General features: G+C 60.9%; 11 protein-coding genes. 4 read left to right on the top strand and 7 right to left on the bottom strand.

From position 1 onward, the window contains the following. Positions 1–139 precede the first annotated feature (139 nt). From FHJ80_RS16835 to FHJ80_RS16805, 7 genes are all read right to left on the bottom strand, one after another. Complete coding sequence (locus FHJ80_RS16835) at positions 140–877, bottom strand: anti-sigma factor domain-containing protein (RefSeq protein ID WP_139528489.1); 738 nt, start codon at positions 875–877, stop codon at positions 140–142. After that, positions 874–1,497, bottom strand: coding sequence for a sigma-70 family RNA polymerase sigma factor (locus FHJ80_RS16830; RefSeq protein ID WP_232068234.1), 624 nt, complete (start codon positions 1,495–1,497; stop codon positions 874–876). Before FHJ80_RS16830 ends, FHJ80_RS16835 begins: the two co-directional genes overlap by 4 nt. A gap of 124 nt (positions 1,498–1,621) precedes the next feature. Next, positions 1,622–2,146, bottom strand: coding sequence for a DUF3455 domain-containing protein (locus FHJ80_RS16825; protein WP_139528488.1), 525 nt, complete (start codon positions 2,144–2,146; stop codon positions 1,622–1,624). Positions 2,147–2,259: 113 nt separating this feature from the next. Then, positions 2,260–3,375, bottom strand: coding sequence for a sn-glycerol-3-phosphate ABC transporter ATP-binding protein UgpC (gene ugpC / locus FHJ80_RS16820; protein WP_139528487.1), 1,116 nt, complete (start codon positions 3,373–3,375; stop codon positions 2,260–2,262). Continuing rightward, positions 3,363–5,042 carry an alpha-amylase family glycosyl hydrolase gene (locus FHJ80_RS16815; protein WP_139528486.1) on the bottom strand — a complete coding sequence of 560 codons (1,680 nt, stop codon included), beginning with the start codon at positions 5,040–5,042 and terminating at the stop codon, positions 3,363–3,365. The genes ugpC and FHJ80_RS16815 overlap by 13 nt, the downstream gene beginning before the upstream one ends. Positions 5,043–5,189: 147 nt before the next feature. Beyond that, the gene (gene malT / locus FHJ80_RS16810; protein ID WP_139528485.1) at positions 5,190–7,895 is read right to left on the bottom strand and encodes an HTH-type transcriptional regulator MalT; all 2,706 of its coding nucleotides are present in this window, start codon (positions 7,893–7,895) and stop codon (positions 5,190–5,192) included. Between the two features lie 158 nt (positions 7,896–8,053). Continuing rightward, complete coding sequence (locus FHJ80_RS16805) at positions 8,054–9,589, bottom strand: carbohydrate porin (RefSeq protein ID WP_139528484.1); 1,536 nt, start codon at positions 9,587–9,589, stop codon at positions 8,054–8,056. Positions 9,590–10,058: 469 nt separating this feature from the next. Between FHJ80_RS16805 and FHJ80_RS16800 the strand changes: the two genes are divergently transcribed. The 4 genes from FHJ80_RS16800 to FHJ80_RS16785 all read left to right on the top strand — a co-directional run bounded on the left by FHJ80_RS16800 (position 10,059) and on the right by FHJ80_RS16785 (position 14,864). Beyond that, entirely contained in the window at positions 10,059–11,330 is a 1,272-nt protein-coding gene (locus FHJ80_RS16800; protein ID WP_139528483.1) for an ABC transporter substrate-binding protein, read from the top strand. Between the two features lie 14 nt (positions 11,331–11,344). After that, positions 11,345–12,337 carry a carbohydrate ABC transporter permease gene (locus FHJ80_RS16795; RefSeq protein WP_139528482.1) on the top strand — a complete coding sequence of 331 codons (993 nt, stop codon included), beginning with the start codon at positions 11,345–11,347 and terminating at the stop codon, positions 12,335–12,337. Next, a complete protein-coding gene (locus FHJ80_RS16790) occupies positions 12,337–13,179 on the top strand; it encodes a carbohydrate ABC transporter permease (RefSeq protein WP_139528481.1) in 843 nt (280 codons plus the stop codon). Before FHJ80_RS16795 ends, FHJ80_RS16790 begins: the two co-directional genes overlap by 1 nt. Positions 13,180–13,247: 68 nt before the next feature. Continuing rightward, the gene (locus tag FHJ80_RS16785) at positions 13,248–14,864 is read left to right on the top strand and encodes an alpha-glucosidase family protein (protein WP_139528480.1); all 1,617 of its coding nucleotides are present in this window, start codon (positions 13,248–13,250) and stop codon (positions 14,862–14,864) included. Positions 14,865–14,882: the final 18 nt, after the last annotated feature.

Here is a 14,882-nt window from a genome sequence, read left to right as displayed (position 1 = left end):
GGTGCTGATTGCCCACGGCGATGTGAAGGTGGAGAGCGGCGACCACGTGATTCTGTTCGTGATCGACAAGCGGCGTATTCGCGACGTGGAGCGCTTATTCCAGGTCGGGTTGAGCTTTTTTTAACAGCGGCTGGCGACGTTAGATTTCGACCGCGCGGCCAATGAACTCAATCGGACCAGTGGGCAGCCCGGTGGGCGAGCCAGTGTCATCTTCCAGCGTCAGCTCGAATAGCTGATTATCTTGCAGCGGCGGCAGCTGATCCAACCGCAGGCGCAGCGGTTGCCCCGGCTCGACGAGCCCCAGCGAGACGGGCGCTTGCCAATCATCGGCTTTGGTCCAGAACTCCAGCGCTTTGCCCTCCGGTACCTCGAAGGTGCCCAAAGGAATTAGCTGGATCTCCTGGCGATTCGCGGCCTGCACCACCCACCCCGCCGACTGAGTTTGCGGTGCGAGCAGCACCACCATGTACTCTGGCGTTGCAGGTGCGGTCGTCACGTTGGTCAACAGCACGCCCATGGCCAGCGCAGCCGCTAATCCTGCCCCTGCCACCCCTCGCCAAAACGGCAGGCTCTGCATCAAGCGGCGGCGTGGTCCATTCGGCCTGGGAGCGCGTGTGGGCACGGATGACGGGGCACGGGTAGCGGAGGCTTTGAGACTGCGCTCGATGCGCGGCCAGAGATAATCGGAGGGCGTGACCGGCTCCACCATCGCGGTGTAGGGGAAAAAGCGCTCTTCCCATGCCGCCACCGCTTTTTGCAGCTCAGGGTCGTTGGCTAAACGCGCCTCAAAGGCTTCGCGCTCGGCCATGGGCAGCGTGCCTAGCACGTACTCACCGGCCAGGACATGAAGATCATCGGGTTCGTTCGAAGGGCTCATGCCATACACTCCCGTAAGCGAAGCAGGCTGCGCTTGATCCAGGCTTTGACCGTACCTAGCGGCGCGCCCGTGTGCGCCGCAATCTCTGCATGGGACAAACCATCCACATAGGCATGCAGCACGCAGTTACGGCGTTCGGTTTCCAACTGCTGCAGGCACTCGTCCATCCGTTGGCCGGTTTGCCAATCGAAGGCATCCGTCACTTGCGACGCCTGCTGGAAGGTATCGTCGTCATCGAGTTCGTGGGGGTCGTTCAGGTCGACGCTCACTTCGCGGTCACGGCCGCGGATGGCATTCAGCGCCAAGTGACGGGCAATGCTGAAGATCCAGGTTCGGGCTGTCCCTTTTTGCGGGTCGAAGCTGTCCGCGCGCTGCCAAATGTTCAGGCAGGCATCGTGAACGATATCTTCCGCCATGCCTCGATCCTTCACGATGCGCAGCACGACACCCAGCAGCTTGGCACCTTCCTGTTGATAGAGCCGTTGCAGCGCTGCGTGCTCCCCCCGGGCACAGCGGGCGAGCGCATCAGCGTAATCGAATTCTTGAGCGGGCCTTACGTGGCCGTTATCGGTGCTAATGGTGTTAGCCTTACCTGTTTCAGGCATGTCACGTTCAGACACATCTTCGCTCCCTGGTAACGCGCCGCATCGGTCGTCGCACTGCCAGGAGCATAACGGCTAGGGAGCCTGGTGACGAGTCCCTAGCCTTACGAAGCTTAATAAAAGTGAGTCAGTGTTGGAACGCTTAGTTCGCGGTCCAGAAGATGTAGTCGGCTTGATAGGTGACGACCGCAGTGGCGCCGTCGTGGCCCTCGTCGCAGGCAACGTCAGGGGCAACGCCACCTTGGGTGTTCAAGCGCTGGATGTAGCTCACGCCGCTCATTGCGCCTTCGCCTTCCGCCGGGTTGGCTTCGACGAGCTGCAGCGGAATGTTGCCATCGCCATTCGGCGCCACGGCTAGCTGAGTGCCGGTAATTTTAGAACCGTCCAGGGCTTCCCAAGTGGCGGGCGGGCCGTAGTAGCTGCCGACCTGGGTGCCTTCGCTGTCGTTCAGTGCAGCGTGTGGGCCTTTAAATACCCAGCCCATGGTGCCGTCGTCCTTGGCTTCACACATGTAGGTAATCGCACCCACGCCGACGGTTTCGAGAGCGACGGTGTTGCCGTCCGGTACTTGGACGTCGGCGGGGGGCATGTCCGCCAACGCGGCGTGACTGAAGGATGCAATCAAGGTAGCGGCGAGCGTCGCACGCGTCATGTGTTGGATGGTCATTTCAGTCTCCTTGGGTTTTGTTCAACCGCTTTGAGTAGCGGCTGTATAGGGGATACACACAAGGAGACCGATTGGATGCACTCTTTTTGAAAAAAAGTTTGAGTGTTTAAAAATTAACGGCTCACCCCATCCACCGTGACCTGGCGCGGACAGGCATTGCCGTTGGCATCAAACAGGTGGCAGCGCTGGCCAGCGATTCCCAAGCGCGAAACCTGGCCCTCTTCCAGCCGTGTCAGGCCATCCAGCCGCTGGGTCACGGGGGTATCGATGCCCGCCAACTGCCAGTGGGCGAGGGTTTCATAGCCCAGCTTTTCGGCCACCATCAGCGTAGCGCTCAACGTTGCATCCGCTTGCTCAGCCGCCACGAAATCCTCGGCCCGCAGTCCCAGGGTGGCCCTATCGCCTGCCTGAAGCTGATGACCGTTGACCGCCACCGCCAGCGTTTCACCGCTATGCAGGCGCACCACGGTCTGACGCTCGCCGGGGTCGACCACCGTTACCGGCAGCGTATTGATCCGCGGCGAGCCGATGAACTCGGCGACTTCCAGGGTGGTAGGAAAGTGATACAGCGACAGCGGCGCGCCTACCTGGGCAATACGTCCTTTCGAGAGCAGCACGATACGGTCGGCCAGGGTCATCGCCTCCACCTGATCGTGGGTGACGTAGATCATGGTGGCGTTCAGGCGCTTGTGCAGCGCGGCGATCTGTACCCGCATATCCACGCGCAGCGCGGCATCCAGATTGGAGAGCGGCTCGTCGAACAGAAACACGGCAGGCTCTTTGACCAGGGTGCGGCCAATGGCCACCCGCTGGCGCTGGCCGCCGGAGAGGTCTTTGGGCTTGCGCTCCAGAAGGTCGGTGAGATGCAGCATCTCGGCGGCGTGCTCCACGCGGCGACGGATCTCCGCCTTGTCGGTACGCGCCAGCTTCAAGCCAAAGGCCATGTTCTCCGCCACGCTCATGTGCGGGTAGAGCGCGTAGGATTGGAACACCATGCCGATGTCCCGCTCCTGGGGCGGTATCTCGTTGATCCGCTGGCCATCGAGCTGCATATCCCCGGTGGTGATGTCTTCCAAGCCTGCAATCATGCGGAGTAGCGTGGATTTACCGCAGCCGGAGGGGCCCACGAAAACGACGAACTCGCCGTCTTCGATGGTGAGGTCGATATCCCGTGAGATTTCGACACCATCGAAGGATTTACCGATGCCGCTGAGGGTTAAACGTCCCATGGCGCATCCTCCTGGGTTTGCGGGCAGCGGGCAATCGCCACCCCAAACGGCGGCAGCGTCAGCGTACCTGCCTGCCACTCGCCGTTTAGCCACTTAGGCGCATCCTCCAATGCTTCAGCACCCTCGGGAGCCGAGCGGGTCACGGTTTGATCGCTAAAGTTCAGCGCCACCAGCAGGCGAGTTTGCTGATGGGTGCGCTCCAAACAGAGCACCTCGTCGCGTACCGGATGGTAGTCCACGTCGCCTTTCACCAGCGCAGGCTGCGTGCGGCGGAAGGCTAAAAACGCGCGGTAGGCATTGAGCAGCGAATCGGCATCCTGCTCTTGCTGGTCCACCGCCAAACTTGCGTGGGAATCGGGCACCGGCAGCCAGGGAGTAGCGCTGCTAAAGCCCGCATGGCGGGCGTCCGCCTGCCAGGGGTGCGGGGTGCGGCAGCCATCGCGACCTTTATAAGCAGGCCAGAAGGTGATGCCCGCCGGATCGACGAGCTGCTCGAACGTCAGCTCCGCCTCGGGCAGGCCCAGCTCTTCGCCCTGATAGAGGCATACGCTGCCCCGCTGGCTGAACAGGAACACCAAATAGAGGCGCAGCTTATCGAGCTGCCCTTCCGCCTGCCAGCGGGTTGCCAGCCGCGTTACGTCGTGGTTTCCCAGCGCCCAGCAGGGCCAGCCATCGCCAATGCGCGCTTCCATTTCGGTAAGCGTTTCGTGCAAGTAGCCAGGGTCGGCTTTATCGGTCAGCAGGTTGAACGAGTAGCACATGTGCAGGCGCTTGCCGCCCTGGGAGTACTCCGCCATCACGCCGAGCGCATCGTCGTCGCCCACTTCGCCCACGCTGGTGGTGCCGGGGTACTCATCCAACAGTGCCCGCAGCCGCTCCAGGAAAACGAGATTTTCCGGCTGAGTCTTGTCGTAATGGTGGAGCTGATAGCCGTAGGGGTTGTCAGGGCGAACGCCTAGGAAGCTCTCGGTGATTTCCTGGCGCGGCGGATTGTCTTTTAACTCGCCGTGGGTGCAGAAATTCACCGCATCCAGCCGGAAGCCATCCACGCCGCGCTCCAACCAGAAGCGCACCTCTTCCAGCATGGCGTCGACCACGGCAGGGGTGCGGAAGTTGAGATCCGGCTGGCTGGCCAGGAAGTTGTGCAGGTAGTACTGGCAGCGGCGGGTATCCCACTGCCAGGCGCTGCCGCCGAATACCGACTGCCAGTTGGTGGGCGGCGCGCCGTCGGGTTTGGGGTCGGCCCATACGTACCAGTCGGCTTTTGGGTTGTCGCGGCTTTGGCGGCTCTCTTCGAACCACGCGTGCTGGTCGGAGGTGTGGGACATCACCTGATCGATCGTCACTTTCAGCCCCCGCGCGTGGGCCGCTTCGACCAGGCGGTCGAAGTCGTCCAGCGTGCCGAACATGGGGTCGACATCGCGGTAGTTGCTGATGTCGTAGCCGAAATCTTTCATCGGCGAGGTAAAAAACGGCGACAGCCAAATCGCATCGACGTTTAATGACGCGATGTAGTCGAGCTTGTCGATCACGCCTTGCAAATCGCCAATGCCGTCGCCGTGACTGTCCATGAAACTGCGCGGGTAGATTTGGTAAATCACCGCGCCGCGCCACCAGTCGGCCCCTTGGCTGCCAACGTAGTGAGAAGTAGAAGGTGTCTGCATCATGATCCTTATCCTTGTTATTGCCGTCGGTATCTCGATGAATAGAGAGATGGCCCATGCTCGGCATGATGCAGGCTACGCCGCTTGATAGAATCCTCCCCCACTGGGCATACCAGGCGTAGGCCCGGGGAGGAGTGATCACACGGCGCCTCACTCCCCCTGAATATGCGCCATGAGTTGCCCTGCCAGCGCAATGGCTTCGTCCCGGCGGCGAATGCTCTGCTTTTGGTAAAGGCTGCGGATATGGGTCTTGATGGTCGTCGGCGCCACCGAGAGCTGTTCGGCAATCTGCTCATTGGAGAGCCCGGCGTAAATCAACCCCAGGATTTGCCATTCGCGTCGGGTGAGCGGCGAGGTGCGAATCAGCTCCGGCACGTCAGGTCTTGCGACAATATCGGCGATCACCGTTTCATCCAGCATCAAGCGTCGGGCGCTTCCAAAATCTTTCTGCTGACCCGCCAGCGCCAGCAGCCGCTCTGCCCTCGCCTGCTCCAGCGCTGAAAGCGGACCGTCCGTCAATACGCCCGACAGCAGATCTCCCAACGGTTTGCCCATGCGCAAAAAGCTGCCTATCAACGCCGTGCGAGACGCCAAACTGAGCGCTTGATGCATGTGGCGGCGGGCTTGCGCCTCCTGGCCAGCCGACCACGCAGCGGCCGCGAGGCAGAGCTGGTTGCGATTGGCATCGGTGACCAGCCCAAGTCTTTGAGTATGGACTTCGAGCGCTTCCAACAGCGCGCGGGCCTCATCAAAGCGGCCCAGCAGCGTGAGCGCCCGGGCGTGATTGCGTACGTTACACTGCGCAAAGTGGTTGGTGGCCCCGTCGGTGATGGGGGTGGGCGCTTCCTGACGCCAGCGCTCTACCGCGTCGAGGTCTTGCGTGGAGTGCCACCAGGCCAGCAGCGTGGCGTGGGCATTGGCCACCCAGTCGATATGGTAATCGCCTTCGGCCAGGATTTTACGCAGCCGCCGAATATGATCAGCGCACTGAGCCTGATCGCCACGGCTCTGGGCAATTTTGGCCAGTTGAATGTGGCACTGTAGCGTCCAGCGCTCGCCCTGGTTGTCGAGCACGGCAATGCCTTTGAGCGCGGCCTGCTCGGCTTCATCCAGGCGGTGCCACTCCCAAAGCACCTGGCTGCGAATCCGGTAGAGAAACTCCGCCACGGGCAGGTGCTCGAGCTCTGCCCGCTCCAGATGGGCAAAAGCGCGCTCTTGAATATCGTAAGCGGCCTGCAAGCGCCCCTGGGCCACCAGCGTTTCCGACTGATGGCAGAATGACCACAGCAGTAGCTGGTGATCTTCTCGCTGGCGTGCCAGACGCTCCACCTCGCGCACCCGTTGCAGCGACTCGTCCAGATAGCCCAGCACGAAACGCGCCTCGCTCAAGATGGCGGTCGCGGTCAGCGGGGTGGAGGCTAAATAGCGGGCGGGCACGGCGAGCGCCTGTTCAGCGAGCGGCGCAGCGCGCTCGGCGTTGCCCTGATTGATCGCTAATTGGGCGCGCAGGGTGGCAAACTCGGCCGTCAGCCGCTGCCACTCTGGGGCCTCCAGCTGCGCTTCGATCCATTGGATGACTCGTGCGGTGATATCGAACTGGAACTGCGCATGGGAGACCCAGCCGTAGAGCAGCGCCAGCTCTGGGCGTGTCGAGATTTGCGGCTCCCCCAGCAGCCCAAGCCCTTGAGCCAGCAGCGCGTAGGCCCCGCTGGCCAACAGCGCTGGCCCTTGCGCGACCAGTAGACTGGCCACCTCCTCGGGCGATTCCGCCAAAATGGCTTGGCGCAACGCCATGATCGGGTCGTTGAGTGCCAGCCAGGCTTGGCTGGCCCGCTGGTGCAGGGTGCGCTGGGTGGCCAAGCTAAGCTCGTGGCGGCGGTGGCGCAGGTACTCCCCGAACAGCCGTTGAAAGCGGTACCACTGGGCGTGGGGGTCGGGCCGCTCGATGAATAGCCCCGCTTGCTCGAAGGCATCGAGCCGCTGGGTAAGCCGCTCGCCCTCCAGCAGGCGCGCCATCAATTCAGGTGAGAAGCGCTCCAGCACACCGAGCTGCAGTAGTAGCTCTCGCTCCTCAGGGGGCAGCGCCTCGGCCAGCCGTTCATCGAACCAGGCCACAAAATCGGGATGACCGCCGTTTAGCCGCTCGACCAGCGCATCGAATCCGGCGCGAGTCGTCGTACGCTCCACCAGCCAGTTCAGGGCCATCACCCAGCCGCCGCTGCGGCGCAGCGCCCGCTCCAGGCTCACCCGAGTAGGCGGAAAACTGAGCTGCTCGGCGCAGAGGGTTTGCGCCTCTTCGCTATCGAAGGCCAGGGCGCTTAGATCGATCTCTTCGAGTTCGCCCCGCAGCCGCAGGCTGGCAAGGCCCAGCGCAGGCCGGGAGCGACTGGCCAGGGTCAGGGTCAGCCAGGGCGGCTGATGACGCAGCCAGTGGGCAAGCCCCGCCAGAATATCGGGGTGCGTCAGGTGCTCGAACTCATCCACGACCAGCCGACAAGCCGTCCGCTGCTTCGGCAGCTCGCCCAGCCAGCGCTCTAGCTGCTCCACGCAGTCCGCCGCCTCAGACAAAGGCGACAGCGGCGCATCCTCACGTAACAGCGTATCGATGGCGGCTTGCCAGTAGCGTAAAAAGCGCTCGGGCCGATTGTCGCGCTGGTCCAGGCGCAGCCAAGCGGCGTCTTGCTCCAGGGCGGGTAGGCGTTCTGCCAGTAGCGTGGTCTTTCCGTAGCCCGACGGGGCTTGAACGAGAAGCAGGCGCACGCGCTCGTTCAATGCAAAGGCATCATTGAGGCGCGGCCTTGCCACGACGCCCAGTGGCAACGTCGGTGCGGTAAGCTTTTCTTGTAGCAGCGGCATGGCCCTCTCCTATGTGTCTACCAACGTCCTCGTCTATGACTTAGGCTACTTATTTGGACAATAAAAAGCCCGCGACGAGTCGCGGGCAACCGGCATGGGCAGATGGCGCTCATGCCGCCATGAGATCGAAAGCAGTCTTGCTAGCGAGCGGTACTCCCCTAGAACCATACTTCGGTTTGGACACCGAAGGTGAACTCACCACCTGTGAAGCCGTCGCTGCCCAGCGAGCTGGCACCGTAGCTATTCAGGCTCTCATCCCAGTCGCTGTAGGTGGTGAACAGACGGATTTCAGGACGCTTCCAGAACCCGCCCACTTCCGGCTTGAAGGTCGGGGCGATGGTGAACTTCATGTAGTCGCCGTCCACCGCATTGCGGCCGCTGTAACCCTGCGGTTCGAAGTCCATCCACTGGTAGCTGGCTTCGTACTGCATTTCGAAGTTTTGGTTGATTTCGTTCGCCAGGCGAACGTTCAGCGTGGCCCAATCATAGCTATCGCCACTAGCAAAACGGTCGTCGCTGGTTTCCGCCAGGATGGCCGGCGCAATGCGCCACTGCGGGGCAATGTAGGTCGTGCCGTAGAGGGCAAGGCGCGTTGCGCTGGCATCATCGGTCAAGTCGCCGTTGCTACCCAAGCCTTTCACCTCGGCACCCAGGCCTTGGCCGTGCAGTACGGCGGCCTTGAAGTTACCGTCGCCCAACCCAAAGAAGCTATCACCGTGGTAGGCCACCATGGTGTGCCAACCGGTATCGGCAGCGGTTTGGCCGACGCCGATGTCGCGCTCGTCGTTATCGGCAGCGGACATGCCGTTGACCATCACCTGCCAGTTACCGAAGTAGTTGTTGGAGGTCAGGACAAGGTTGTCGGTATCGCTGTTTTCGCCGTCCAAACCGGGGTTTTCACGGTTGACGACCGGGAAGTCGCTGAAGCTGCGACCATAGAGCGAGAAGTTGGTTTTCCAGTTCTCCGCCAGCTGCACGTCGTACACACCACCACCGGTACCGGCGAGAAAGACCACGTCGCTGTCAAGCCAGTGAATGTCGAAGTTATTGCGATCGAAGCGCTTACCCGCCCAGATCGAGGCGTTCTCGAAGGCCCCTGTAAAGCTCGGCAAATCGCTGAACTCTGCGTACACCTGACGCACGTTCAGGTTGGTGTCATCGCCCACCCAGTCGTTGCTGGAGTTGGTGCCATGGGCCAGCATGGTGGTGTAGCGGGCTTTGGCGCCGTTATCGAACTGCATGCGGTAGTTCAGGATCGCTTCAGAGTAGGTGTCCGGCTCGTTGCCCAAACGCCCCACCGCCCCACCGTTACCACCGGCGGGCGTTAGGTACGGGCCACCCGGTGCACTTTTGCCATCTTCACCAATCAGCAGGCCAGATCGGGCGTAAACGTTAAACGAAAAGCCCTCTTCGCCGCTGGCCTGGCGTTCGACGCGGGCCAGGCGCTCTTCGATATCGGCATTGGTAGTCGCCGCAGCCGGGGCGCTGGATGCAGGCGCGGTTCCGCGACCTTGCTCGGCTAGCTCGGCGCGGCGCTCGGCCGCTTCAGCTCGCTGCTCAGCGGCTGCAATGCGTGCTTCCAGCTCGGCAAAGCGCTCTTCCAAGGTCATGTCAGCATTGGCGGCACCGCAAAGACCGAAGCTGGCAGCGGCGACGGCAATGGCTAAAGGTGTTTTGAACGTCATTTTATGCATTGTTTTTCAACCCTAGTGTTAAATCCTATTGTTTTTTATCCCGAACGCCCGAACCGTTTGGCTCCCTACTTTTTGATCACCGGCCCCAAAACCGGTGTAAAAAAAGCCAGCGTTTCAGTGCTGCCACCCGTGTCGTTACTTCGACTCGCCGAAGCCTGTGCCCAACAACGCGACAAGGTGATTGACCCAACGTGTTGCAAAGCAACTTTCGTGTTGTGTGAAGATAGAGTGACAGTTGAAACTTAATCGATTAAGAGCACGTAAACCAACAAGCTTTTACTAATTATCGACCAATGTCTAAAAGGTTATTTATCTTAGAGAAATTGAATTGACATAGATTAGACAAAAGTCGCTATTGAACTTCACGACGACAGACGGCTAACTGGCAGCGTACTTAATCGTTTAAGTAGGCGCTATGAGCGCATTGATACCCCATCACCCACAACAATAAACGCCGAGGAACGCCGTAATGAAAAAGACACTACTCACTTCAGCTATTGCTTTGGCCAGTCTTGCCAGTGCCACCGGGTCTGCCCAGGCGGCCGAACTGACGATCTCCTGTGGTGCAGTTGGCGCAGAGTTGACCCTTTGCCAAGAAGGCGTACGCGCCTGGGAAGAGAAAACCGGCCACAGCGTCGATGTGGTTTCAACGCCCAACTCGTCTACTGAGCGCCTGTCTCTCTATCAACAAATTCTCTCCGCTAACTCCAGCGATATCGATGTGATGCAGATCGACGTGGTATGGCCCGGTCTGCTAGCCAACCACCTGCTCGACCTGCGCGAAGTACTGGGTGAAGACGCCGCAGTCGGTCACTTCGACACCATCGTGACCAATAACACCATCGATGACCGCCTGGTCGCCATGCCCTGGTTTACCGATGCGGGTGTTCTTTACTACCGCGAAGACCTGCTGGAAAAGCATGGCCACGAGGTGCCCACCACGTGGCAAGAGATGACGGAGATCGCGCGCGATATTCAAAACGCCGAGCGTGAAGCGGGCAACGACCGTATGCAAGGCTTCGTGTTCCAAGGCCGCGCCTACGAAGGCCTGACCGTCAACGCCCTCGAGTGGGTTGCCAGCTTTGGCGGCGGCACCGTGGTCGATAACGAAGGCGAAGTGACCATCAACAACGAGCGCGCTGCCCAAGCGCTGGATCTGGCCGCCTCTTGGATTGGCGACATCTCCCCGGAAGGCGTGCTGAACTACACCGAAGAGGAAGCACGGGGTGTTTTCCAGGGCGGCAATGCCGTCTTCATGCGCAACTGGCCCTACGCGTGGTCACTGGCCCAGAGTGACGATAGCGACGTGCGCGGCAAAGTAGGCGTCGTGCAGCTGCCTGCCGGCGGTGAAGAGGGCCAGAGCGCCGCGGGCCTGGGCGGCTGGAACCTGGCCGTGTCGCGCTACAGCGAGCATCCTGAGATCGCCGCTGACCTGGTGGCGTATCTGACCGGTGAAGAAGAGCAAAAGCGCCGCGCCATTCAGGCTTCTTACAACCCGACGATCGATTCGCTCTACCAAGACCAGGAAGTGCTGGATGCCGTGCCCTTCTTCGGCACGCTTTACGATACGTTCACCAACGCGGTGGCCCGCCCCTCTGCCCCCACGGGCGATGCCTATGGCCGTGTCAGCAACGCGTTCTTCAGCACCTCTCATGACGTGCTGTCCGGCACCAAAGATGGCGCTCAAGCCGTCGCCGACCTTGAAGGCGAATTGCTGCGCCTGAAGCGTCGCAACTGGTAAACGCGGAGACACCTATGTCGAGCTCTTCTCACCACTCTCACCAAAACGCGCCCCTCGGGGCGCGTTCCGCCACGCCAGCGCGGCGGCAACGGGGTACCAAGGTCCGCCGCCAACGCGTCAAGGCGGCGTGGCTGTTCTTAGCCCCCATGCTGATTGCCCTCACGCTGGTGGCGGGCTGGCCGTTACTACGTACGTTTTTCCTGAGTTTTACCGATGCGTCGCTCTCCGATTTGGGCTCGGCGAATCTGATCGGTTTCGAAAACTACCTGGTCTACGACAACGGCCGCTGGTTTGGCGTGCTGGCGGACCCAGTGTGGTGGCAGTCCGTGTGGAACACGGTTTACTTCTCGGTGGTGTCGGTATCGCTGGAAGTCGTTTTCGGCGTCATCGTCGCACTGATTTTGAACGCAGAATTCAAAGGCCGCGTGATCGTTCGGGCGGCCGTGCTGATTCCCTGGGCCATTCCTACCATCGTGTCGGCTCAGATGTGGGCGTGGATGCTCAACGACCAGTTCGGCATCATCAACCACCTGCTGATGATGGTCGGTATTATTGATAACCCCATCGCTTGGACCGCGAGCGCCACCTACTCCATGTGGGCGGTGATCATGGTCGACGTGTGGAAAACGATTCCCTTCGTGGCTCTGTTGGTCCTGGCCGCGCTGCAGATGCTGCCCAAAGATTGCTACGAAGCCGCCGAGGTGGATGGCATTCATCCGGTGCGCGTGTTCTTCAAGGTCACGCTACCGCTGATTACCCCGGCGCTGATGGTGGCGGTCATCTTCCGCCTGCTGGATGCCCTGCGGGTCTTCGACGTGATCTACGTGTTGACCTCCAACTCCACCAGCACGATGTCGATGTCGGTCTACGCGCGCCAGCAGCTCGTCGAGTTTCAGGACGTCGGCTACGGCAGCGCCGCATCCACGCTGCTGTTCTTGATCATCGCGCTGGCCACCGTGGCTTATCTCTACCTTGGCCGCAAACAGATTCAATTGGGAGGTGACTGATGAACAGCCGTCAGTTAGCCAAAGTAGCGAAACGCGTCGGGTTCTGGGCACTGATTGCCGTCATCATGGTGTACGCGGTCTTCCCGTTCTACTACGCCGTCATTACCTCGGTAAAACCCTCCAGCGACCTGTTCCGCGTGGAGCTATGGCCCTCGACCTGGAATCTGGACAACTACGCACAGATCTTTAGCCAATCGAGCTTCGTGAGGGCGATCTTCAACTCGATCATCGTCGCGTTCAGCGTGGTATTCATCGCGCTGCTGCTAGGCATCACCGCTTCTTACGCGCTGGGTCGGGTACGCTTTCGCGGCCGCTCCACCGTGCTGCTGGTCATTCTCGGCGTGTCGATGTTCCCTCAAGTGGCCGTTCTCTCTGGGCTGTTCGAAGTGATTCGCGCGCTGAACCTCTACAACAACCCGGCAGGCCTCATTCTCAGCTACACCATCTTTACCCTGCCCTTTACGGTGTGGGTGCTCACCACCTTCATGAAGCAGCTCCCCATGGAGCTGGAAGAGGCGGCGATCATGGATGGGGCAACGCCCTGGGTGACCATCACCAAGGTATTTCTGCCGCTGATGTGGCCCGCCATGGCGACCACGGGCCTGCTCGCATTCATCGCCGCCTGGAACGAGTTTCTGTTCGCACTGACCTTCACACTGACCGATGCGCAGCGCACGGTGCCGGTTGCGATTGCCCTTCTGTCAGGCGGTAGTGCCTACGAACTGCCCTGGGGGCCGATCATGGCAGCCTCCGTCGTGGTCACCGTACCGCTGGTGATTCTGGTCATCATTTTCCAGCGCCGCATCGTGTCCGGCCTGACCGCGGGTGCCGTGAAGGGCTAACCGCCTTCACACCATGGTCCCATGAATTCGCTGATCAAACTCAGCAACCGTTTTTAAGGAACACAGTAATGCAAGACAACATGATGTGGTGGCGCGGCGGCGTTATTTATCAAATCTATCCGCGTAGCTTCTTGGACAGCCGCGGCGACGGCGTAGGCGATCTGAACGGCATCACCGAAAAGCTGGATTACGTGGCCTCCCTCAACGTGGACGGCATCTGGCTATCGCCCTTCTTTACTTCTCCGATGCTCGACTTCGGCTATGACGTGAGTGACTACCGCGACGTAGACCCCATGTTCGGCACGCTGGAAGACTTCAAGGCGCTGCTGGAAAAAGCTCACTCGCTGGGCTTGAAAGTGATGATCGACCAGGTGATCAGCCATACCTCCGATCAGCACCCCTGGTTCCAGGAGAGCCGCCAGAATCGCACCAATCCTAAAGCCGACTGGTTCGTATGGGCCGATCCGAAACCCGACGGCACGCCGCCCAACAACTGGCTGTCGATTTTTGGCGGCTCGGCGTGGACCTTCGACTCCCGGCGCCAGCAGTACTATCTGCACAACTTCCTGACCAGCCAGCCGGACGTGAACTTCCACCACCCGGAAGCCCGTCAGGCGCAGCTCGACAACATGCGTTTCTGGCTGGATTTGGGCGTAGACGGCTTCCGCTTGGATACGGTCAACTTCTACTTCCACGACGCCGAACTGCGGGACAACCCGCCGGTACCGACAGGCGAAGCCAAAACCCTGGGGGCACCGGAAGCGAACCCCTACACCTGGCAGCGCCATGTCTACGACCTCAGCCGGCCGGAAAATCTGGACTTCCTCAAAGACCTGCGTGCGCTGATGGATGAGTACCCCGGCACCACCACCGTGGGTGAGATTGGCGACGATAATCCGCTAGAACGCATGGCCGAATACACTGCCGGTGGCGATAAGCTGCACATGGCGTACACCTTCGACCTGCTCAACATGCCCCACTCCGCCAGCTACCTGCGCGAAGTGATCGAACGCTTCCAACGCTTGGCGGGCGACGCCTGGCCTTGCTGGGCCACGTCCAACCACGACGTGGTGCGCAGTGCGACCCGCTGGGGCGCTGAGGAAGACCCCCACGCCTACCCAAAAGTGATGCTGGCCATGCTGTTCTCACTGCGCGGCAGCGTGTGCCTGTACCAAGGCGAAGAGCTGGGCCTACCGGAAGCGGACGTGCCCTTCGAGCGCATTCAAGACCCCTACGGCAAAGTGCTGTGGCCCGAGTTCAAAGGCCGCGACGGCTGCCGCACGCCCATGCCCTGGACCGACGGCGATCAGGGTGGCTTCTCGCCAGTAGAGCCGTGGCTGCCCATGGAAGCTCGTCACTTGGATTTGGCGGTGAGCCGCCAGCAAGACGACCCCAACGCCACACTCAATACCGTACGCGCCCTGCTGGCGTTCCGCCGCCGCCACCCCGCCCTCTTCGATGGCGATTTATCGTTGGTCGACGTCGGTGACGACCTGCTCGGCTTTACCCGTCAAAAAGGCGACGAGATCTTGCTATGTGTTTTCAACCTGACCGGGCAAGAGCAGCAAACCACCCTGCCCGTGGAGGTCGCCAGCGACTTGCCGGTCGCCCATTTTACCGCCACGCGAGACGGCAGCACACTCACGCTGCCCGCGTACCAAGCCGCCTTTATGCAGGTTGCCTAAACGCCGCCCATAACAGTT

The sequence above is a fragment of the Halomonas sp. BL6 genome, from assembly GCF_006228115.1.
GTDB lineage: Bacteria > Pseudomonadota > Gammaproteobacteria > Pseudomonadales > Halomonadaceae > Vreelandella > Vreelandella piezotolerans.
The sequence above is the reverse complement of the archived record's forward strand: the minus strand, read 5'-3'. Positions and strand labels throughout refer to the sequence as shown.

Bases quoted from the DNA above. Each gene is read 5' to 3' on its own strand.
- FHJ80_RS16800 (WP_139528483.1), top strand. From the start codon at position 10,059: ATGAAAAAGACACTACTCACTTCAGCTATTGCTTTGGCCAGTCTTGCC.
- FHJ80_RS16785 (WP_139528480.1), top strand. From the start codon at position 13,248: ATGCAAGACAACATGATGTGGTGGCGCGGCGGCGTTATTTATCAAATC.
- FHJ80_RS16795 (WP_139528482.1), top strand. From the start codon at position 11,345: ATGTCGAGCTCTTCTCACCACTCTCACCAAAACGCGCCCCTCGGGGCG.
- FHJ80_RS16815 (WP_139528486.1), bottom strand. From the start codon at position 5,042: ATGATGCAGACACCTTCTACTTCTCACTACGTTGGCAGCCAAGGGGCC.
- ugpC (WP_139528487.1), bottom strand. From the start codon at position 3,375: ATGGGACGTTTAACCCTCAGCGGCATCGGTAAATCCTTCGATGGTGTC.
- FHJ80_RS16790 (WP_139528481.1), top strand. From the start codon at position 12,337: ATGAACAGCCGTCAGTTAGCCAAAGTAGCGAAACGCGTCGGGTTCTGG.
- FHJ80_RS16835 (WP_139528489.1), bottom strand. From the start codon at position 877: ATGAGCCCTTCGAACGAACCCGATGATCTTCATGTCCTGGCCGGTGAG.
- FHJ80_RS16805 (WP_139528484.1), bottom strand. From the start codon at position 9,589: ATGCATAAAATGACGTTCAAAACACCTTTAGCCATTGCCGTCGCCGCT.
- malT (WP_139528485.1), bottom strand. From the start codon at position 7,895: ATGCCGCTGCTACAAGAAAAGCTTACCGCACCGACGTTGCCACTGGGC.
- FHJ80_RS16825 (WP_139528488.1), bottom strand. From the start codon at position 2,146: ATGACCATCCAACACATGACGCGTGCGACGCTCGCCGCTACCTTGATT.